This window comes from Photobacterium kagoshimensis (genome assembly GCF_050337045.1).
GTDB lineage: Bacteria > Pseudomonadota > Gammaproteobacteria > Enterobacterales > Vibrionaceae > Photobacterium > Photobacterium kagoshimensis.
Genome location: NZ_JAKJSO010000024.1, coordinates 71921 through 93051, shown reverse-complemented (window position 1 = coordinate 93051; position 21131 = coordinate 71921). Strand labels below are relative to the sequence as shown.

Here is a 21131-nt window from a genome sequence, read left to right as displayed (position 1 = left end):
AGCCTCAAGATGAGTCATCTCTAGACCTTTAAGGTCTCTAAAGGGTTGTCGAAGACTACGACGTTGATAGGCAGGGTGTGTAAGTGCTGCGAGGCATTGAGCTAACCTGTACTAATTGCCCGTGAGGCTTAACCATACAACACCCAAGGGGTTTTACGGACTCCATAACGCTTGAATGCGTGTTAAGAACGATATTGTAACTAGTTAGATTTTCCCAGATTGTATTTATCGCCTTGATGGCGGTGAATAACCCGAATTTGCTTGGCGACCATAGCATTATGGACCCACCTGATCCCATGCCGAACTCAGTAGTGAAACGTAATAGCGCCGATGGTAGTGTGGGGTCTCCCCATGTGAGAGTAGGTCATCGCCAGGCTTTAATTTCCTTGTTTTCAGATTTTTAAGAAAAATCTTAAAGCAAAAAAGTTTAGATAAATGTGTTGAACGGCATTTATCGGATAGACAGTTTACTGTTTATCACCGTGTGGAGCGGTAGTTCAGTTGGTTAGAATACCGGCCTGTCACGCCGGGGGTCGCGGGTTCGAGTCCCGTCCGCTCCGCCACTTATACTAAGCCCGAGTCTTACGACTTGGGCTTTTTTACGTCTGAAATTTATGAAAGGTCTCGCTGAGCGGTAGTTCAGTTGGTTAGCCTCTTTACCTTGAAGGCGGCGGCCTATCACGCCGGGGGACGCGCTGATTTTCGGTGTGGCAGTTTATCTATATAAAGTCCCGTCCGCTCCGCCACTTATACTAAGTCCCCTTTTGTTCGTAAATAAGAAAGTACGAGTTGGGCTTTTTTACGTTTGTACTTTGACGAATCATGGTGCGGCAGCGGTCGTTCAGTTGGTTAGCCTCTTTACCTTGAAGGCGGCGGCCTATCACGCCGGGGGACGCGCTGATTTTCGGTGTGGCAGTTTATCTATATAAAGTCCCGTCCGCTCCGCCACTTATACTAAGTCCCCTTTTGTTCGCAAATAAGAAAGTACGAGTTGGGCTTTTTTACGTCTGAAATTTATGAAAGGTCTCGCTGAGCGGTCGTTCAGTTGGTTAGCCTCTTTACCTTGAAGGCGGCGGCCTATCACGCTGGGGGCGCTGATTTTCGGTGTGGCAGTCTATCGATATAAAGTCCCGTCCGCTCCGCCACTGATACTAAGTCCCCTTTTGTTCGCAAATAAGAAAGCACGACTCGGGCTTTTTTACGTCTGAAATTTATGAAAGGTCTCGCTGAGCGGTAGTTCAGTGAATTAGCCTAGTTACTGTACTAGCGTCATTATGCATATACTTGCGCGATAAACGTTGAATATGAGAAGGTTAACGCTGGAATATATTTTAAGTATTAGGGCTGATATGAAGTTTTTTTATGAGCGTAGTGAATCTGCGACAGAAGTTAATATTGTGATTAAACCGCACTCTTTATACATCATGCTAGCCATGCTGCTCGTATGGTTAGTGAATGATGTTGTGCTGCAATCGGCCCCTATGGCACAAGTATTAATGCCTGTTTTTATTGTATTTATGGTCTTACGTTTCTTCTCGATCATCAAAGTACATCGTGAAATTTTAGTTGCTCTTAAGCAAGGTAAGGCAAAGACATCGGGTAGTAAGTTCTCATTAAAAAATCCACTGACTTACACTATTCAAAAATAAGGGCGATCCCTCATGCATGAGCCGACGTATTGTCGGCTTCTTACTGTTTCCCAGTGGGAAAGTATCTCTTGTTTTCGCGCTGCTAATCCTTTTCTCTTTATCGATGCATAATAGAATAACTATTCGCTAGATGAGGTGTTTGATGGAACGATTTAACTGGAAGCCTTTATTGTTGGCGTGCTTAATTGTCAGTATTGGCCAGTTAAGCTTGGGCCTCGTTTTTCCATCGCTACCTTGGATCGCGCAAGATCTGGCGATCACTTCGGATCAAACACAGTTACTAGTCTCCGGTTACCTTTTGATGTTTGGTTCATCCCAATTGATATACGGGCCTTTATCTGATGTGTTTGGCCGCCGTCCTGTTTTGTTGGTTGGACTGTCGATTGCAATATTGGGCTTAGTGGTCGCTGTTTTTCAGAGTGATAACTTTTCTGGCTTATTAACTGGCCGAATTATGCAGGGGTTTGGTGCTGGGAGCGTGGGCGTATTAGCACGAGCTACTATGCGTGATAGCTATCAGAATCAAAGCTTTGTGAAAGCCATGACTTGGGTTTCAATTGTGGCAGCTTTTACTCCTATTATTGGTCCCGTTATTGGCGGTATGGTTAACCATTATTTAGGTTGGCAAAGTGTCTTTATTTTGCTTCTTGCTTACATCAGTTGTATTTGGCTAATTCTTATCTTTTTCTTTAAAGAGACTCTGGCTTCAACTTCTCGGCCTCAATCTGTATCCACTTTAGCGCTTTCGTATTTTTCTTTATTCCGAGAGCGTCACTTTATGAGCTTTGCTGGAATTGGTTGGGTGAACTTTACCTTGGTCGTTATCTCTATTTCTTTAATGCCTTTTATTATGCAAGTTCAAATTGGTATGGATTCTGATGAGTACGCACTTTGGGCTATGATCCCTGCAATCGGCTTATTGTGTGGCGGTTTGCTATGCCAACGAATACGGCCACGATTAGGCACCATGAAAGTACTACAGCTGACACCACTTATTCATGTTGTATCAGGTGCTATTTTTATTTTTGCGCCGCTTTCTCCTATCACGGTAAGCACTGGGCACTTTTTGCTGGCGATGGCTAATGGGATGGCATTCCCTTGTGCGCAGTCACTGTTGCTACTGCCGTATGCAAAAAAAGCGGGCACGGTGTCGGCGCTATCTGGTGCCTGCCAAATGATCATCGCCTCTTTGATCAGTAGCTTGTTATTGCATATTGGGATTAGTCAGCTTTGGCATTTAGGCTTGGTGATGTTTGGGGCTGCAATACTCGGACTCGCTTTAATTTACAGCGGTAGCCGTTTAGAGAGTGGAAGGGAAGCTGCTGCGGCACTGAATTAAGCCAACTTCTTCTATCTGAACGATGAATTTCGACCATACTTACTATAGCCTTTTACGATGTGGGGAGTTTCTTCGCGCGCTAGAGGGCGGTTCACATAATGCAGATTCATATTATAACAATGATGTGGCAAAGCCTCAGTAGCAGAGGATGCAAGTATGATGAAAGTGATAGTAGCAGTCATGATGGTATGGTTGGTGGGTTGTACGTCGCCGTATGAAAGCGGTCTGACCGAAGAAAAAAACTGGCAGGGGCTTGGCGCTTACCACGGTGAACAAGGTTACCGTGAACTCAATGAGAAACGCTTGGTTGATTTAGGTGCGTTGAGTGAAACTGAATACGAAGAGTATCGAGCGGGGTACTTAAAAGGGCGTTTTGACTATTGCTCTGGACGGCAATCGGTATCGACCGTGGTTAATGCTGATTACCTGAATGAATGTACTTCAGAATCAAGTAGCTATGGTTTAACAGGGCGTGGTTATTAGTCATTAAAACGCTGTATTCTCAAAGAACGCTATAAATAGTAAAGGCTGCCACTGGCAGCCTTTGTCATGTTTATCTCGTGCAAGATAATCAGAATTAGTTGTTGCTGTGAAGCTCACTGTTTAGCTCTACCGCACTCTTGTTGGTTAGGCACTCAATTTGGCCTGTTACTGAGTTACGACGGAACAGAAGATCAGGTTTACCTGCAAGATCGCGTGCTTTTACGACTTCTACCTCTTGGCCAGATGCATCAAGCATACGTACTTTAGAGCCAGCTGTTACGTATAAGCCAGATTCAATCGTACAACGATCGCCCAGTGGGAAACCAAGGCCGGCGTTGGCACCTAGTAGGCTGTTTTCACCAATAGAAACCACGACTTTACCACCACCTGAAAGCGTACCCATGATAGATGCGCCACCACCGATGTCAGAGCCGTTTCCTACCATTACACCTGCAGAAATACGGCCTTCAACCATGCTTACACCAGTAGTACCTGCATTGAAGTTGATGAAACCTTCGTGCATAACGGTTGTGCCTTCACCAACGTGAGCACCAAGACGTACACGGGATGTATCAGCGATACGCACACCCGCAGGGACAATGTAATCAACCATTTTAGGGAATTTATCAACACAATCGACAGTTAATGCTTCGCCGTTTAGACGTGCTTCGATTTGGCGATCGGCTAATTCTGGTAGATCGATAGGACCTTGGTTAGTCCATGCAATGTTGTGCAGTAGACCAAATACGCCATCTAGTACAACACCGTGTGGTTGTACTAGGCGGTGAGAGATCAACTGTAGTTTCAGGAAAGCTTCAGAAACAGATGTTGGCGCTTCATCTGTTGCAAGAATAACAACCACAAGCGGCTGAGAAGAGTTCGCTGCTTTTGCTGCAAACTGTGCATTTTTTTCATCATTAGCAGCAACAAAGGCGGCGTTTAAATCAGCACACTGAGCAGGAGTGATTTCAATTGCTTGGTTGCCTTCTTTGTAATCAACTACAGCGGCAACTGCGTCAACCAAAGCATCTGTTGGATTTAAAACAGGGCTTGGGAAAAATGCTTCGATGATTTTACCGTCACGGTTTTTCGTTGCAGTACCTAAGGCAAGAGAAAAGCTAGCCATATTGAATTGTTCTCCATTTCGTAAGTGCTATAGCACTAAATTCGTCTATATATCGTTACCTTCATCATAAAGTGAGTTGTCAGAATATAGAAGGGGGGAGAGGGCAATCAGTGAAAAATGACGTAGTTCTGATAAAAATGAGCTAAGCGAGCTAAATGAAGTGAAATTCTCGTCATAAAAAAACCTCCAGAAGGAGGTTTTTAGGATATGTACAAAAAGTAAAAATTAAGCGGCGTCTTCCTGAAGCGTATCTTCTACGGCTTCAGGTTTTGCTACTTTCTTTTTTGGGGCAGCTTTCGCTTTTTTTGCACCCAGTGCGACTAGTACTTCTTCACGTTTTTGCGCGAGGAACATAGACAGCTCTTCTTGCTTTGCTTCGTCTTCGAATAGTTCGCTTTCACCAAGTAAAGCAAACATTTCGTCAGCCATATCCAACATTTTGTCGTATGCGTCGGCTTCGGACTTAGAGGTGAAAGTCATCTTTTCTTCTCCGTTGCGCTCAACCACATATTTGACGATAACAGCCATGGTCACCCTCTCCGAATTGATTTACTGGCTGTTTATACAGTAGCATCAAGGGCTATGTCCAGTGATAAGCGGTGTTATGTGATGGTGCGAGAAAAATTTGATCAGATTTATGCAAGAGCGGCAGAACGAAAAGGGGGCGATGCAGCCCTTGAGAGCCTGTTATCTGTCGCACTTTCGCCAGAACAGCTTCAGCAGATCCCTGATGATCGCTGGCTGGCCGCCTTTAGCCAAAAGGTGTTTCAATCGGGCATGAGTTGGAAAGTGGTACGAGCAAAGTGGCCCAATTTTGAAGAGGTGTTCTTCGGTTTTGATATCGAAAAAATGCTCTTGATGCCAACGGAAATGTGGGAACGAAAAGCGACCGATCCTGCGATTATTCGCCACTTAGGCAAAGTCATGACCATTCCTGAAAATGCCCGAATGATTCATCAAGCAGCCTGTGAATATGGCTCATTTGCCAACATGGTCGCGCAATGGCCATCAGAAGACATTATTGGTTTATGGCAGTACCTTAAGAAAAACGGTAAGCGATTAGGGGGTAATACTGGGCCATATACACTGCGTATTATGGGCAAAGACACCTTCATTTTGAGCGGCGACGTCGAAGCCTATTTACGTAATATTGGGGTGATTGATGGTGGCCGTGATACCAAGAAATCACAACAAGCGACGTTGGCTGCGTTTAATGATTGGCAGCAAGAATCTGGCCGACCTTTGTGTCAGATCAGCCAAATTATCGCCTTTAGCTGTGGTGATAACCGTATTTAGTGAATTACCACAATCTATGATTTATTGAGAAAAGTGCCATTGTTGCGTGAAGGATAAGAACATTTCCATTAATGGGCTTTGGTATTTTTCTTTGTGGTATAGCAGCCAATACTGACGCTGCATGTCGAGCGGCAGTGGCAAAATGACCAAACGGTGATCGTTAACAGCGTGCTGAACGGCAAATTTAGACAGGCAAGTAATACCTAAGCCAGCTGCGCAGCAGTTGATAATCGCCTCTGTCGTGTTGAGCTCAAAGGCTTGATGCCAATGTTCCAAGCGCGGCGCAATACGGTTTAAGAAAAACTCACGAGTGCCTGAACCTGCTTCTCGTAGTATCCATTCTGAATGCTCCAAATCGCAGATCTGTAAATTCTTTATTTGAGTGAGTGGATGGTTTGGATGGCAAACAACCACCATTTCATCGGCAAGCCAAGGCTCAATCACTAAATCGGCTTGCTGTACTTTGCCCTCGACTAATCCGACATCAAGTTCAAATTCACTCAGCATGTGGCAGATCTGGCTGGTATTCGAGATGAACAAAGATTGATCATCATGTTTGGCATAGTGGCGAAAATCACGTAGCAAAAAAGGCGTGAGTTGATTGCCAACGGTATCACTGGAACCGATACGCAACTGACCTGTTGCAGGCCCTGTTTGATTAAACAATTGTTCGATGGTTTGGCTGCGAGCAAGCAATTCATCGGCTAAAGGCAATAGCCGTTTGCCCTGTTCGTTTATGATTAAGCGGTTGTTGTTACGATCAAACAACTTATGATTTAGCTGCTTTTCGAGTTCAGCTAACGCCATGCTTACCGCGGGTTTAGAGAGAAAGAGTTTTTCTGCGGCGGCCGTAATGGTGCCTTCTTGGGCGACGGTAACAAAAACGTTCAGTTGCTTTAATGCAATAGGGTGCGCCATATTCTTAGATACCAAAAGTTGCTAATATAATGCAAGTTACAGGGTTAAGAATGACTTAACCTTAGGTTAAATATATTCAGTTATTATAAATCAACAGAGTTCGATACACTCCATTTTGTGTTCAGAATGTGTTCTCAGCCCATGAATAGGCTGGTGGAGAGATGTCATGATTAGAGCTACAAAACGTAAAGTTGCTGGTGCACCAACCCCTATGGCAGGGCTTGCTTTAGCCATTGCGAGCTTAGGCTGGTGTTGGGAGAATGTATCAGAACTTGGTGGAATGGGGCAGTTAATCGGGGCGGGTATCGCCGCAGTTTTGTTACTCATTTTGACGGTTAAGTTTTTATTTCACCCTAAAATGTTGTGGGCTGATATTTCACACCCTGTTGTGGGCAGCGTGGTTCCGACTTACGCGATGGCAACCATGGTGGTGTCAAAAGCGGTAGGGCTGTTTTATCCCATGTTTGGTCAAGGTTTATGGCTGTTTGCTGTCGCTCTACATGTCGCTTTCTTGATTTTGTTTATTTATCACCGTGCGGTCGATTTTGAATTACACCACATGGTGCCAAGTTGGTTTGTACCACCTGTTGGTATCATCGTTGCGGATGTCGCGTTTCCTGGCGGCGCGCTATTACCTTTAGCGCAAGGTTTGTTGGTGTTTGGTATGGTTGCCTACGCCGTTATGTTACCACTGATGATTTACCGTCTGATTTTCAGTCATGAGATTCACGATAATGCGAAACCGACGATTGCGATTATGGCGGCCCCTGCGAGCCTATCATTGGCGGGTTACCTAACGGTGACGGCTGTTCCTTCCCCTGTAGTGATTGGTTTGTTGATTGGTATCGCGGTATTGATGACCTTCGTGATCTATGTGGCTTTCTATCGCTTACTGCGTTTGCCATTCAGTGCGGGCTATGCTGCGTTTACTTTCCCTGTAGTGATCAGTGCAACGGCTTTATTTAAATCAGCAGGATGGATGACAACCTTTGGCTTTAACAGTGAGTATGTACAGCAAGTGTTCCTATTGGGCCAAATCGAATTAGTGATTGCGACCGTTGTCGTGAGCTATGTCGCCCTTCGTTACCTTGCGCATTACCGCCCAATCAGCCGTTTATTTCATCCTCAACTTCAGTCACAGCAAGCCTGATAAGTTGAAAGCCAAGTGGCATGGGAGCACATATTGAGCAAACGTTAGACAGGTAACAATCTGTTTGGCGTTTGCAGTGAATTATGTGGCTTATTCAATACCTTTCTATTTGCCGCATCCCCGCTATTGGTAGACAATTCGTATAACTTTCTCTTTTTCGTGAGATATCTGCGTGTTTACTGTCTATCACTCTAATCAGCTTGATGTGCTGAAATCCCTTCTGGTTGAACTCATTCGCTTGCAACCGCTTGATAACCCGTTTGAACAAGAACAAATCTTGGTACAGAGCCCAGGGATGTCACAGTGGTTAAAATTGGAATTAGCCAAGTCCTTCGGCATTGCTGCTAACATTGAATTCCCGCTGCCTGCTACTTTCATTTGGACTATGTTCACCAAAGTGCTGAGTGATGTGCCAGCGCGGAGTGCTTTCAACAAAGAATCGATGACATGGAAACTGATGGAGGTGCTACCACAGCAGTTAGATCTCGATGAGTTTGAACCTCTTAAGCGCTATTTAGAGGGTGATGAAGACGGTTTGAAAATTTACCAATTGGCAGAGAAAATTGCAGATATCTTCGACCAATACTTGGTATACCGTCCTGAGTGGGTACAGCAGTGGGAAGCGGGCGAAACCGTTAAAGAGCTTGGTGATGATCACCCGTGGCAGCCTATCTTATGGCAAGCACTCTATGATCAGACATTGGCTTTAGGCCAGTCGCCTTACCACCGCGCTAACCTTTACGATCATTTTATCGAGACTCTCACGAACTATGCCGCCAGTGCTGCTGAAGGTGAACTACCAGAGGGCTTACCAAAGCGTTTGTTTGTGTTTGGTATCTCATCGTTGCCGCCACGTTACATGGATGCGTTGGCCGCACTGGGTGAGCATATTGATGTGCACCTGATGTTTACCAATCCTTGTCGTTATTACTGGGGCGAAGTGCGTGACCGTAAGTATCTTGCGCGCTTAGCCGCGAAGAATCGTCTACAAGTTAAATGGCTCGATGATCACAGCGAAGAAGGTGGGATGGCCGAGCAGCTTAAAGGCAGCATTGAAGATAATGTGATCGATGAGATGCACACCGATGCTGTCGGTAATAGCTTGTTGGCATCGATGGGTAAACTGGGTCGCGATAATTTATTCTTAATGTCTGAAATGCAGGCCAATGAAATTGAAGCCTTCGCGGACATAGAGCGTGATTCGCTGCTGCATTCGATCCAAGCCGATATTTTGAATTTAGAAGATCGCCAAAACGACGACATTTTAGATTCAAGTCACCACAAACTGGCAGTGATGTTAGATGATCAATCACTTTCTATTCATGCCTGCCACAGCCCGATGCGTGAAGTGGAAGTACTGCATGACAAACTATTGGCGATGTTCGATGCTGATAGCAGCTTAAAGCCCCGCGATGTCATCGTGATGGTGTCAGATATCAATGCTTATAGTCCTGCGATTCAAGCGGTATTTGGTAATGCACCGGGTAATCGTTATATTCCATTTTCGATCTCTGACCGTACCGCTGAGCAAGAGAACCCCATTCTGTTGGCTTTCTTACGCCTACTGACATTACCTGAAAGTCGCTGCCAAGCCTCTGAGCTATTAGAGCTACTGGAAGTGCCTGCGGTAATGGCCAAGTTTGGTTTTGATAGCGATAGTTTCGAAAAAGTAAAACGCTGGATCGAAGAAGTTGGCGTACGTTGGGGGCTTGATAGCCAAACCGCAGGCCAATTTGATTTACCTGCTCAGCAACAAAATACCTGGTTGTTTGGTATTCAGCGCATGCTATTGGGCTATGCGATGCCGTACGAGGCTGGCTTGTTTGATGGTATCTCTGCTTATGAAGAAGTGCAGGGTCTCGATGCTGAAATTGCGGGTCAGTTAGCCAGTTTTATCGACAAGTTAATTGATTATCGCCACTGTTTGGCTCAATCACAATCAGTGACTGATTGGACCCAGATTTTAAATCAGTTGCTGGATGACTGTTTTGCGGTCGATATTGATGGTGAACTGGTACTTAAATCTATTCGGGAATGTTTACATCGCTTACAAGAACAACTGGATGATGCCCATTATAGTGCGCCGATTTCCCCACGTGTCTTGACCGAATACCTAACAGGTAAATTATCTGGTGAGCGTGTCAGCCAGCGTTTCTTAGCAGGCCAAGTGAACTTCTGTACCTTGATGCCAATGCGATCTATCCCATTCAAAGTAGTAAGTTTACTTGGGATGAACGACGGCGCGTATCCTCGCAGTATGCCCGCAGAAGGGTTTGATTTGATGGATGGACGCACCAGAGCTGGTGATCGCTCTCGTCGTGATGATGACCGTTATCTATTTTTAGAAGCGATCCAATCTGCGCAGCAAACGTTGTATATCAGCTATGTTGGCCGTTCTATCCAAGATAATACCGAGAAAGTCCCGTCAGTATTAGTGAGTGAGCTGGTGGAGTATTGTCAGCAGGGTTACTGTCTTGCTGGTGATGAAGCACTGCCCGTCGATCAATCAGCGGACAAGATCAAGCAACACTTGAATCACTTCCATCCTTTGGTGCCATTTAGCCCAAGTGCTTTTGAAGGTGACAACGCCAGCTATGCTGCTGAATGGCTGCCTGCGGCTGAGCGAAAAGGGCAGGCAGGACAAGCTTTCCAACTTTCGGCACTGGAACCAGAGCCACTGGCTGATGACAAAGTGCTAGAGCTTGATTTATCTGAGCTGCAGCGCTTTTGGCGTTTGCCTGTGCGTTACTTCTTTAATCGCCGCTTAAAAGTCTTCTTTGAGCCACCGATGGGCATTACAGAAGATGATGAACCTTTCACGCTTAACGGTTTAGATGGTTATTTAATGCGTGAGCAGTTATTGCAACAACTCTTGGATGCCAAGTTAGCAAACCAAGATGAAAACGCGGTCTTCGATGAATTCTCAGCGCAACAAAAAGCGGCAGGACGACTACCTGTTGCGGCGTTTGGGGATTTAGATTTAGCGATCACCCGCAATGATGTATTGGCACTCACCGAGCAGATCTTCCCATTAATTCACGCCCCTGTGGATGATCAGGAAGTCGACTTAATCTTTAGTTATCAAGGCCACAAAGTAAACCTACAAGGTTGGCTAAAGCAGGGCTATCAATCAGGTTTAGTGCGCTATCGCAGTGGCAAAATACGCGCCCAAGATCTACTGATAGCATGGATCGATCACCTCTGCTTGGCGGCAATGCAGCCGCAAAGCCCAAATCCAAACCAAGTTCAGGCTCAGAAGATCACGCACTTGATTGGTAACGATGAATATCGTCGCTTGCTCCCGATTGATGCCGAGACCGCACGCCAGTATCTACAAGACATTATCGAGCTGTATTTTGATGGCTTAAATCAACCATTAGCGTATTTCCCTAAAACAGCACTGGCAGGGATCCAAGCGAGGATCGGGCGCGATGGAAGTTTCAAAGATGACGATGAGACTATTCAAAAATCCTTGAAGAAAATGGCAGATACCTTTAACGATGGTTACTTATTTGCGGGTGAAGGTGCAGACAGTTATATCGCGCGCGTATGGCCTAACTGGGATGATCATTTAGCCAATGATGCGTCACAGCTTGCTAGTCGAATATTGCAAGGGGCGGTCTTAAATAGTGAAAAAGTCGAAGAGTAGGCAGGAAGTAGTGTGGCCGTCAGCAAATCATTCTTATTTGTAGGGTGTTTGCTGTACGACCACCGGTCCAGAGGTGACCATGTTTCTGGCTGCGATACTAACCAAAGCGATGGCGTTAAACTGTGAGAAAACTCTCACATTGATAGAAAGAAAACTTATTCAAGCAAGCTAACGTTTATTTCTAAGTTATTGATCACACTTGATGGTGATGAGTAGCCAGAAAAATGTTAACCGCGGATATTCAGCAAGGTGAACCTTGATGACACCAAAGATATTACCTAGCGTAAGCACTTGGTTGGTGATGCCAACCTATTTATTAATCACAATCAGAGCTATGACAGAGAAGGATGGCGGGGATGAATAATAACGCAAATACACTGCACCCGATGACGTTCCCTCTCCATGGTGCGCGTTTAATTGAAGCCTCAGCAGGGACAGGAAAAACCTTTACCATCGCCAGCTTGTATTTACGTTTATTGCTGGGCCATGGTAGTGCTGATAGCCGACATGGCTGTGAGCTAAATGTTGATCAGATCCTTGTTGTGACCTTTACAGAAGCCGCAACCGCAGAGCTACGCGATCGTATTCGAGCCCGTATTCATGATGCACGTTTGGCATTTAGCCGTGGGGTGAGTAACGATCCTGTGATCCAGCCTTTGCTTGAAGAGATTCAAGATCATAAAACGGCCGCGCAAATTCTATTACAAGCCGAACGCCAGATGGATGAAGCGGCGATCTATACCATTCACGGCTTTTGTCAGCGCATGCTGACCCAAAATGCATTTGAATCGGGCAGTCGTTTTAACAATGAATTTGTGACCGATGAAAGCCAGTTAAAAAGTATGGTCTCAGCGGATTATTGGCGTCGTACTTTTTATCATTTACCGCATGCATTAGCGCAAGAAGTTCGCAATATTTGGTCATCACCTGCCGCCTTATTGAAGGATTTAGGTGGCAGTTTAACCGGTGCGCCGGTGAAGCTCAGCGTTGATGCGATGACGGAATCTTTGGCTGATCTTCACCAACAAAATCTGCAACGCTTGGATGGCTTTAAAGCCCTGTGGCGTGAACACCAAGCAGATTTAGAACCTTTGATTGCGGGTTCTGGCGTCAACAAACGCAGCTATACCAAAAAAAGTTTACCGACTTGGTTAGAGCAAGTGTCGCAGTGGGCAGCAACGCCAACGGTGAACTATGACTTGCCCGATAAGCTTGAGCGTTTTCATCAGCAGACTTTGATTGAAAAATCGAAAGATAACCCGCCAGAACATGCAGTGTTTGCCGCGGTTGCTGAGTTATTGGATAACCCTGCTAACTTACGTGATCCACTGTTAGCTCATGCGATTGCAGAGTGTCGAGAATTACTGGCGCAGGCTAAACAGCGTAAAGGTTGGCTATCGTTTGATGATTTGCTGACGCAATTGTCGGCAGCGATTGATAACGACAGTGACAATTTACTCGTTGATCGTATTCGCAGCCAGTACCCAGTGGCGATGATTGATGAATTCCAAGATACCGATCCGCTGCAATACAGTATTTTTAGCAATATTTACACCACAGACACAGCCAAACAAAGTGGTTGTGGCTTGTTTATGATTGGCGATCCGAAACAAGCTATTTATGCTTTCCGTGGCGCGGATATTTTCACTTATATTCAAGCGCGCCGTCAGGTAACGGATCACTACACCCTAGGGACAAACTGGCGTTCAACCGCCGATATGATTGCCTCGGTCAATCAGGTATTTGAACATCCTGATAGCCCATTTATGTATGATCAAGATATTCAGTTTTTATCGGTTGATCATAGCCCTAAAGCGCCAGATCGTAGCTGGTGGCTCGATGGTCAGGCACAGCATGCGCTGACGTTTTGGCATCAAGAGAGCTTGGATGGCAAACCTGTCACCAAAGGTAATTACCAAGAGGTAATGGCGGAGGCGACGGCCGCTAAAATCCAAGATATTTTGACTCAATCGCAGCAAGATAGTGCCTATTTCCAAGATAAAGACCACAAGAAAGCCATTCAGGCGGGCGATATTGCCGTTTTGGTGCGCACAGGGAGCGAAGGTAAATTAGTCCGCCACGCGCTGGCCGAGCAAGGCATTGCCAGCGTGTATTTATCTAACCGAGATAGTGTGTTTGGTAGCGCCGAAGCGGCCGATATTCAGCGATTATTACAAGCGGTATTAACCCCAGAAAATGAACGAGCGCTACGGGCGGCGTTAGCGTCGAGCTTGTTTGCTTATACAGCGGCGGATTTAGATTTATTAAATAACGATGAAACCCGCTGGGAAACCGCGGTGACTGAATTTAGAGATTACCGCAAATTATGGTTAAGCCGTGGTGTGATGCCAATGCTCCGCGCGGTGATGAGCCGAAATGCGATTGCTGAGCGTTTATTAGCAGAAGACGGTGGTGAGCGGCGTTTAACGGATTTACTGCACATTGGTGAGTTATTACAACAAGCTAGCCAAACGCTTGATAGTGACTATGGCTTACTGCGCTGGTTAGCGGAACATGTTGCTGAACCTAATGGCAATGCTGACGATCAAATCCAACGATTAGAGTCTGAGCGTAATTTGGTTCAAATTGTCACTATCCATAAATCCAAAGGACTGGAATACGATCTGGTATTTATGCCCTTTGTTTGTAGCTATCGCGCCGCAAGTGAAGCGAAATACCATGATGCTCAGCAAAACCTGACCATTCTGGATATTACTAAGCAGGCTGATTCGTTAGAGAAGGCTGATAAAGAACGGTTAGCCGAAGACTTGCGTCTGATTTATGTGGCATTAACACGGGCTGTGTACGGTTGTTTTGTGGGTATGGCACCGATTCGTAATGGCCGCAGCACCAAAGAGCCGACAGGCTTACACCAATCAGCAATGGGCTACTTGGTACAAAATGGCCAAGAAGGTGGGATTAGCGATCTGGAGATCGCGCTGGCGAAGTTAGCGGAGAGTGTCCCTGCAATAACAGTGGCTGAACCGCCAGTATTACCGAGTGATAAGTGGCAAGCTATTGAAGGGGATGCACCTGCATTAATGGCCAACCAATTTAACGCCAGCATTGAACGAAACTGGTGGATGACCAGCTACTCAAGCTTGGTTAAACAAGGCCACCACAATTCGTATGACAGTAGCTTTGATTTACCGGGTTTTGACACTGACTCGGCAATCGATGCGACGGCTGATGCGGTATCACCTGATGATGAGCACGCTTTAGCGTTAGAGCCTGAATACTCGATTTATACTTTCCCGCGTGGTGCGCGACCAGGTACTTTCTTACATACCGTCTTTGAAGAAATTGAATTTACTGCGCCCGTCGATAGCCCTGAAACCGTGGCGACCTTGACGGAGCTACTGCAAAAAGAAAACTACGAGTTGGAATGGTTGCCTGTATTACAGCAATTGATCCGTGACGTATTGCAGTGTTCATTAGACGGCGACGTGATGCGTTTAGGGGAAAAAACGCCCGCGCAGCGCTTAACTGAAATGGAATTCTTACTGCCGATCGAGTTACTGGCTGCCCCTATGCTCACCAAAGTGATTGCTAAACATGATGAGGTGTCAGCCAAAGCCGGTGAGCTAGGGTTTGCGACCGTAAGTGGCATGCTAAAAGGCTTTATCGATTTAGTGTTTGAACATCAAGGTAAATATTACGTTCTCGATTGGAAATCGAATCACTTAGGGGATGATCCATCGGTTTACCGTGGCCAGCAGTTGGTCGAAGCGATGCGCGATCACCGTTATGATTTGCAGTATCAAATTTATGCCTTGGCCCTGCAACGTTTCTTGCGTAGTCGTATTCCGAATTATGACTATGAAACCCATTTTGGTGGGGTGTATTACTTGTTTTTACGCGGTATTGAAGCGGGCAGTGACAGTGGTATTTTCCATGCAAGGCCCAGTGAGCAACTACTTACCGAATTAGAACAGCTAATTGATGGAGAGCAAATTGATGCTTAAGCGATTACAGGATCTCACTAAACAAGGCGTACTGCGTTCGCTCGATTATCAGTTTGCTAAATTTATCGCACAACGAGTCGGCGAATCGCATCGTGAGCATCACGATTTGGTTGCTCTGTTGGCAGCATGGGTGAGCCATGAATTAGGTAAGGGAAATGTCTGCTTAGTGTTGGATGAGAAAAGCACTAAACGCGTGATGGATTTACCGATCAAGTATTCGGTTGGTTTGCTTGAAGGCCTCCCTGAATTTGACCGTTGGGCGGCTATTTTAGCCGAGTTACCCGTGGTTTCTGATGGGGTAGCGGCTACACCGTTAGTGCTTACTGACCAGCGCCTCTATCTACATCGTTACTGGCATTTTGAGAAAATTGTCGCGCAGAAACTCACGCATACAGCGCAAGCGCCTGCTGCCAGTCTGCTAGAGGGTGATATGGCAGCTGTGCTTGATGCGCTATTCCCTCGTACATATGGTTACTTATACGAAGCATTGGCGGTATTTAAAGGCAGTGAGACAGACACGCCACAAGCCCGCCAAGAACAGGTTTACGATAAGCTAGATGTGATAGCGCCAGCCTCACTGGATTGGCCTGCGATTGATGCAGTATTACAGCAAGCAACTCAAATTGGTGATTTGGCAGCATTAGATAAGTTAGTACCCACTTCAGCTTGCTTGAATTGGCAGAAGGTGGCGGCTGCGATGGCGTTAACGCGCCAGTTTGCCGTGATTTCGGGTGGCCCAGGAACCGGTAAAACCACCACAGTGGCTAAGTTGTTGGCAGCCTTAGTGATGCAGGTCGATTTAGCGGCAGGTGTAGAAGCCCCTGCCATTAAATTGGTTGCGCCGACCGGTAAAGCCGCTGCACGTTTGACGGAATCTATTGGCTCGGCGGTGAAATCATTATCGGTGGATGCGATAGTCAAAGAAAATATCCCGACGCAGTCGAGTACCATTCACCGTTTATTAGGTGCGATTCCGAATAGTGTCGATTTTCGTCATAACCGTGATAACCCATTGCACTTGGATGTGCTGGTGGTTGATGAAGCCTCGATGATTGATCTACCTATGATGGCACGCTTGCTTGATGCCTTGCCGCCGCATGCAAAATTGATTTTGTTGGGTGATAAAGACCAGTTAGCATCGGTTGAAGCAGGCGCTGTACTTGGTGATATTTGTGGCTTTATCGAACAAGGCTATAGTCCACAACAAGCCGCACAACTGAACCAGTTAACGGGTTATCAGCTGTCATCGGCGCAACAAGCTGTCAGCCCTGTCGCTGATAGTTTGTGTATGTTGCGAAAGAGCTACCGTTTCCATGCCAAATCGGGGATTGGCCAGTTAGCGAGAGCCATTAATAGTGGTAAACCTCAGCTGGTGGATCGTGTCTGGCAGCAAGGTTTTGCGGATATTCGCAATTATCCGCTATCGACTGATAACTACCAAACGCTGATCAAAATGACAGTGAATTTCTACCGCGATTATTTAGATCTCATTGAGCAGCAGGCCTCACCTTCTGACGTGCTGGCTGCATTTTCACAAGTACGTTTATTGTGTGCCTTGCGAGAAGGTGACTTTGGGGTACAAGGCTTAAACCAACGTATTGAGCGAGGGTTAGAGCGAGCAGGTAAAATCAGCACCAGTGATGATACTTGGTACCTTGGTCGCCCTGTGATGATCACACGCAACGATCATGGTTTAGGTCTGTATAACGGTGATATTGGTATCGCGATGTACGAGCCCAGTAATAGCCTAAATGAAGGTGCAAGCACACCTCGTTTGCGAGTGTATTTCGAAATGCCAGATGGCAGTATCTATGGGGTGTTACCGAGCCGATTACCCGAGCATGAAACCGTGTATGCGATGACAGTCCATAAATCACAAGGTTCTGAGTTCGCTGATACCTTGATGGTGTTACCGAAAGATTACAGCCCGATCTTAACGCGTGAGTTGGTATATACAGGCGTGACGCGTGCCAAGGCGAGGCTACACTTTTTCGCCCAGCCCGATGTGGTGACGCGGGCGGTACGCATTTGTACTGAGCGTGCCAGCGGGTTAGCGAGTTTATTAAGCTAATACCAACCTAACTAAGTAACTGATCGTTCTTACTGGTTAAAATCACTGACAACGCCAGCTTGTGCTGGCGTTGTTGATCTGAGGGTTATAATTCTAGGGTGAGAATTTTAGAGCGGCGTTGGAAGTTATACAGGGCTTGTTTTTCCATGGGCAGTTGCTCGACTTTTGACTCCACAAAGCCTTGCTCTCTGAACCAATGTAAGCTCTGGGTGGTTAACACAAACAGTTGCTTTAAGCCTTGCTCTTTAGCTTGCTGACGTAAGCGGTTAAGCAGCAAGGCACCACGATCACCATCACGAAAATCAGGGTGTACCGCCACACAAGCCATCTCGGCTATTTTATCGTCAGGGAAGGGGTAGAGTGCTGCGCAGCTAATGATCAAGCCATCGCGCTCAATAATGGTAAATAGCTCAATTTCTTGCTCTAGCTGTTCACGAGAACGACGCACCAAAATACCTTGCTGCTCCAGTGGCCGAATAAGATCTAAGATCCCTCCGATATCATCAATACCCGCCGCACGGACTTTTTCCGCGCTGGCCATCACGATCTGGGTACCAATGCCATCTAAAGAAAACAGTTCTTGGATTAACGCGCCGTCTTCCTTGTAGCTGATTAAGTGGCTACGTGGCACACCTGCACGACAGGCACTGATCGCACCGCGTAAAAAACGGGCGGTGCCACTGTCATCTTGTTCGGCGGAGACGAGTCGTTGTAATTCAGTTTCAGCCTCATTGGGCAGTAGCTCTGAAATGACGTTATTTTGAAGGTCGATCACACCTTGCTCAGAACAAAAGCCGATTAACTTATCCGCCTTTAATTTTATCGCGAGTTGTGTCGCTACTTCTTCAGAGGTGAGATTAAAACATTCACCTGTGACTGAGCTAGCAATTGGGCCAAGTAGTACAATCGCATTTTGGTCGAGTTGACGATGGATTCCATCACAATCAATACGGCGGATCCGACCACTGTGCGCATAGTCGACCCCATCTTGGATCCCTAATGGTTGAGCGATGATAAAATTACCGCTGACCACATTGATCTGAGAACCTGCCATTGGGGTATTATTGAGCCCCATGGAAAAGCGAGCAGTGATATCAAGTTGAAGCAAGCCTGCTGCTTGTTTCGCAATATTAAGGGCGGGCTCATCGGTAACACGAACACCCTGATGATATGGTGTTGAATAGCCATGTGCTTTCAGTAGGCTATTGATCTGTGGGCGAGCGCCATACACCACGATAATGCGTTGGCCCAGGCTGTTTAGCAATGCAATATCATTAACGATGTTGGTAAAATTAGCATCATTAATGGCTTCGCCACCAAGCATAACAACAATCGTTTTACCCGCATGAGCATTAACATAAGGGGCAGATTGACGGAATCCTTTGACAAGTTCAGTACTGCGATTTTTCAAAGTTAGACATCCATGTGTGACTTTTGATAACCCCAGTGTCGCCAATTATTTTTTTTGCTTCAAGATCTCGTTATCGATTCATGAATAATTATTTTTTTATCGAACGTGGTACTTAATGTATCGAGTAAACAAAGGTTAGACGTTAGTATTTATTTGACCAAGTTATGACTAAAGCAGCTCCTAAACAGAAAGTAGCGAAAAAGCGCCTGCAAACGACCTTCTTATTGGGGGTGATTAGTTGCGGCACTACCTTAGTGGGTTTGATGACAACAGGTGTGGTGTCGTCTGCTTGGTTATTGCCTGAGCCGCCAGTGAATATTGATGGGGTATGGACTGAGCAAGCTGTTGCTGAGTACGCCTCGGACAGTTTTGAGTTACGTCCCGATGGTGTTTATGTTAACGGGCGAGTTGTCAGTACCCATTATGACTGGGATGGTAATACCCTGAGCTATCAATTTGGCGATGACACCTATGAGTATGTTTATTACTCAGGTCAACTTATGCGTAAATCTCCGCTACATTACACCTCCATGTTTAGTAGAAAAATGTTATAGCTATAAATATTTGCTCAGTAAATATGATTGGCATGCTGCAGTAACAAAATGAACCCACCGATCTCAACCTCAATATTATTAAAGCAATTAGTGCATAGTTAAATATTGTATTAATTGAGTTAAAAATGACTCTATTTGGGGTTCTAAGAACGCGCTTTAATATATTTTTTTATCTTCTATTTCAATATATTAGTTTTATCTAAGCGCGACTTGTTTTTATGAAATATGAAATATCACAAAAATAACCATTTAAAAACAGGTGCTTATTTTTTAAATCAGTAGGAGTAAATTTAACCTCTGCTTATATTTATTAAATGCTCTTATCTTCTTTCATATGCATCACCTTGTTTTGCATTGCAAAATTTGTAGAATAAACTATATCGGCGTCATTAATTTGACTAAATTGGTTTTCTATGTGTATTCCTCAAGGGGATATTTAGGTGCGAGTATGAAGCGCAGTCATCGTTTACAAGCTGGGGTAGCAAGTATTGAATTTGCCCTTGGGTTCATCGTGTTATGGTTTATGACTGTAATGATCATGGATATTGGGTTAAGAAATTATACTGTTGCTGTTGTAAATTTTGCTGCGTCTGAAGTGACAAGAGATATCAAAGTCTTAGAAATTGATAGTGAAGATAAATTTGAAAAAGAATTTAGAAAGAAACTGAAGGAAAACGCCTTTTCATTGTGGGGGGTAATGAGCCAAAACGATGAGTTTATCGTGGATATGAAGTTATACCCCAATATAGCCGCATTAGCTCAAGACCATCACGTGAATATGTATCATGCTTCTCAAGCGCCTATCGCGTCTTACCAATTAACATATAATTATAAACCATTGATTCGGTTGAGTGGTTATAGCTCATTTCCTATTCATCGTGAAGTCATTGCAGTGCAAGAATTTGCTCGTCGAGGGGTCTAGAGACATGGTATTTACAAATCAAATTTCTCACCAAAAAGGCTCTGTGGCAATCGAGTTAACTTTTGTACTGGGAGCATTAGCAATGTGTATGATGTTTGCTGGTGACTTGGCTGCAAAAATGACGATTCAAGGTGAACTCGATAATTTAAGTTATTCGATGGTAAATATCGTTCGTGATCGCAGTGCGCTTTACCCAGCACTTAACTCTAGCGAAGGACGTATAACGCTTAATGAGAAAGATGTGGATCAAATTGACCGCATTGTCAAAAGTACATTATCACGACAGCGTGTTGGGTTTAATGAAAGTAAATATGCACTGATTGTTGAAGGTGTATTGTTTGATAAACAATCCAATAAAAACAGTCCAGCAATAATTAAGAATTACAGCTCTTACCCAAAAGGTAACCAGCAATTAGCATGTAAGGCTCCGAATAAATCCGAATTCACGACACTCACGCCTTATACCAATAAAAAGCGTTATAAGCCGATGTATCGAGTGACAGTATGCTATGAAAGTCCTGATTTGTTCCAGCGTTTTACCCAATCCTCTAAATCACCCATTGTTATTCGCTCTTCCAGTATTAATGTAGGCCGCTAA

At 45.3% G+C, this 21131-nt stretch carries 15 protein-coding genes, 1 tRNA gene and 2 rRNA genes; 14 read left to right on the top strand and 4 right to left on the bottom strand.

Annotated elements, in window-relative coordinates:
• The 6 genes from L4C35_RS20305 to L4C35_RS20280 form a co-directional block, all read left to right on the top strand.
• Nucleotides 1-136, top strand: a 23S ribosomal RNA gene (locus L4C35_RS20305); the annotation flags it as partial.
• 124 nt (nt 137-260) lie between these two features.
• Nucleotides 261-376, top strand: a 5S ribosomal RNA gene (gene rrf / locus L4C35_RS20300).
• Between the two features lie 110 nt (nt 377-486).
• Nucleotides 487-563: transfer RNA gene (locus L4C35_RS20295), tRNA-Asp, on the top strand.
• A 786-nt stretch (nt 564-1349) separates the two neighbouring features.
• Complete coding sequence (locus L4C35_RS20290; RefSeq protein ID WP_428464612.1) at nt 1350-1649, top strand: hypothetical protein; 300 nt, start codon at nt 1350-1352, stop codon at nt 1647-1649.
• A 142-nt stretch (nt 1650-1791) separates the two neighbouring features.
• Entirely contained in the window at nt 1792-2988 is a 1197-nt protein-coding gene (locus tag L4C35_RS20285) for a multidrug effflux MFS transporter (protein WP_428464611.1), read from the top strand.
• Nucleotides 2989-3144: 156 nt separating this feature from the next.
• Entirely contained in the window at nt 3145-3471 is a 327-nt protein-coding gene (locus L4C35_RS20280) for a DUF2799 domain-containing protein (RefSeq protein WP_428464610.1), read from the top strand.
• Between the two features lie 94 nt (nt 3472-3565).
• Here the strand turns inward: L4C35_RS20280 and dapD are convergent, their stop codons facing one another.
• Together dapD and L4C35_RS20270 are read right to left on the bottom strand one after the other, a co-directional pair.
• Nucleotides 3566-4597, bottom strand: coding sequence for a 2,3,4,5-tetrahydropyridine-2,6-dicarboxylate N-succinyltransferase (gene dapD / locus L4C35_RS20275; protein ID WP_428464609.1), 1032 nt, complete (start codon nt 4595-4597; stop codon nt 3566-3568).
• 225 nt (nt 4598-4822) lie between these two features.
• Nucleotides 4823-5125 (bottom strand): YebG family protein, encoded by a 303-nt coding sequence (locus L4C35_RS20270; protein ID WP_428464608.1) that lies wholly within the window; start codon nt 5123-5125, stop codon nt 4823-4825.
• A gap of 81 nt (nt 5126-5206) precedes the next feature.
• On the opposite strand from L4C35_RS20270, the gene L4C35_RS20265 reads away from it, so the two are divergent.
• Nucleotides 5207-5893 carry a DNA-3-methyladenine glycosylase I gene (locus L4C35_RS20265; RefSeq protein ID WP_428464607.1) on the top strand — a complete coding sequence of 229 codons (687 nt, stop codon included), beginning with the start codon at nt 5207-5209 and terminating at the stop codon, nt 5891-5893.
• Nucleotides 5894-5914: 21 nt separating this feature from the next.
• On the opposite strand, the gene L4C35_RS20260 is transcribed toward L4C35_RS20265, so the two are convergent.
• A complete protein-coding gene (locus tag L4C35_RS20260) occupies nt 5915-6811 on the bottom strand; it encodes a LysR substrate-binding domain-containing protein (protein WP_428464606.1) in 897 nt (298 codons plus the stop codon).
• 166 nt (nt 6812-6977) lie between these two features.
• On the opposite strand from L4C35_RS20260, the gene L4C35_RS20255 reads away from it, so the two are divergent.
• The 4 genes from L4C35_RS20255 (at nt 6978) to recD (ending at nt 17646) form a co-directional block, all read left to right on the top strand.
• A complete protein-coding gene (locus L4C35_RS20255) occupies nt 6978-7961 on the top strand; it encodes a TDT family transporter (protein WP_428464605.1) in 984 nt (327 codons plus the stop codon).
• Between the two features lie 172 nt (nt 7962-8133).
• A complete protein-coding gene (gene recC / locus L4C35_RS20250) occupies nt 8134-11610 on the top strand; it encodes an exodeoxyribonuclease V subunit gamma (protein WP_428464604.1) in 3477 nt (1158 codons plus the stop codon).
• Nucleotides 11611-11966: 356 nt separating this feature from the next.
• Nucleotides 11967-15575: an exodeoxyribonuclease V subunit beta gene (gene recB, locus L4C35_RS20245; protein ID WP_428464603.1), complete on the top strand. Its 3609-nt coding sequence runs from the start codon at nt 11967-11969 to the stop codon at nt 15573-15575.
• A complete protein-coding gene (gene recD / locus L4C35_RS20240) occupies nt 15568-17646 on the top strand; it encodes an exodeoxyribonuclease V subunit alpha (protein ID WP_428464602.1) in 2079 nt (692 codons plus the stop codon). The genes recB and recD overlap by 8 nt, the downstream gene beginning before the upstream one ends.
• Before the next feature lie 85 nt (nt 17647-17731).
• On the opposite strand, the gene argA is transcribed toward recD, so the two are convergent.
• A complete protein-coding gene (gene argA, locus L4C35_RS20235) occupies nt 17732-19057 on the bottom strand; it encodes an amino-acid N-acetyltransferase (protein ID WP_428464601.1) in 1326 nt (441 codons plus the stop codon).
• A gap of 164 nt (nt 19058-19221) precedes the next feature.
• On the opposite strand from argA, the gene L4C35_RS20230 reads away from it, so the two are divergent.
• The 3 genes from L4C35_RS20230 to tadF all read left to right on the top strand — a co-directional run bounded on the left by L4C35_RS20230 (nt 19222) and on the right by tadF (nt 21131).
• On the top strand, nt 19222-19611 hold the full coding sequence (locus tag L4C35_RS20230) for a DUF2850 domain-containing protein (RefSeq protein ID WP_428464600.1): 390 nt from the start codon (nt 19222-19224) through the stop codon (nt 19609-19611).
• A gap of 448 nt (nt 19612-20059) precedes the next feature.
• Nucleotides 20060-20533 carry a TadE/TadG family type IV pilus assembly protein gene (locus L4C35_RS20225; protein WP_428464599.1) on the top strand — a complete coding sequence of 158 codons (474 nt, stop codon included), beginning with the start codon at nt 20060-20062 and terminating at the stop codon, nt 20531-20533.
• Nucleotides 20534-20537: 4 nt separating this feature from the next.
• A complete protein-coding gene (gene tadF, locus L4C35_RS20220; RefSeq protein WP_428464598.1) occupies nt 20538-21131 on the top strand; it encodes a tight adherence pilus pseudopilin TadF in 594 nt (197 codons plus the stop codon).

What these genes read in the sequence shown, in the direction of transcription:
- recD (WP_428464602.1), top strand. Translation starts at nt 15,568, where the DNA reads ATGCTTAAGCGATTACAGGATCTCACTAAACAAGGCGTACTGCGTTCG.
- L4C35_RS20290 (WP_428464612.1), top strand. Translation starts at nt 1,350, where the DNA reads ATGAAGTTTTTTTATGAGCGTAGTGAATCTGCGACAGAAGTTAATATT.
- L4C35_RS20280 (WP_428464610.1), top strand. Translation starts at nt 3,145, where the DNA reads ATGATGAAAGTGATAGTAGCAGTCATGATGGTATGGTTGGTGGGTTGT.
- L4C35_RS20230 (WP_428464600.1), top strand. Translation starts at nt 19,222, where the DNA reads ATGACTAAAGCAGCTCCTAAACAGAAAGTAGCGAAAAAGCGCCTGCAA.
- L4C35_RS20260 (WP_428464606.1), bottom strand. Translation starts at nt 6,811, where the DNA reads ATGGCGCACCCTATTGCATTAAAGCAACTGAACGTTTTTGTTACCGTC.
- dapD (WP_428464609.1), bottom strand. Translation starts at nt 4,597, where the DNA reads ATGGCTAGCTTTTCTCTTGCCTTAGGTACTGCAACGAAAAACCGTGAC.
- recB (WP_428464603.1), top strand. Translation starts at nt 11,967, where the DNA reads ATGAATAATAACGCAAATACACTGCACCCGATGACGTTCCCTCTCCAT.
- L4C35_RS20225 (WP_428464599.1), top strand. Translation starts at nt 20,060, where the DNA reads ATGAAGCGCAGTCATCGTTTACAAGCTGGGGTAGCAAGTATTGAATTT.
- L4C35_RS20255 (WP_428464605.1), top strand. Translation starts at nt 6,978, where the DNA reads ATGATTAGAGCTACAAAACGTAAAGTTGCTGGTGCACCAACCCCTATG.
- L4C35_RS20270 (WP_428464608.1), bottom strand. Translation starts at nt 5,125, where the DNA reads ATGGCTGTTATCGTCAAATATGTGGTTGAGCGCAACGGAGAAGAAAAG.
- L4C35_RS20285 (WP_428464611.1), top strand. Translation starts at nt 1,792, where the DNA reads ATGGAACGATTTAACTGGAAGCCTTTATTGTTGGCGTGCTTAATTGTC.
- L4C35_RS20265 (WP_428464607.1), top strand. Translation starts at nt 5,207, where the DNA reads ATGGTGCGAGAAAAATTTGATCAGATTTATGCAAGAGCGGCAGAACGA.
- tadF (WP_428464598.1), top strand. Translation starts at nt 20,538, where the DNA reads ATGGTATTTACAAATCAAATTTCTCACCAAAAAGGCTCTGTGGCAATC.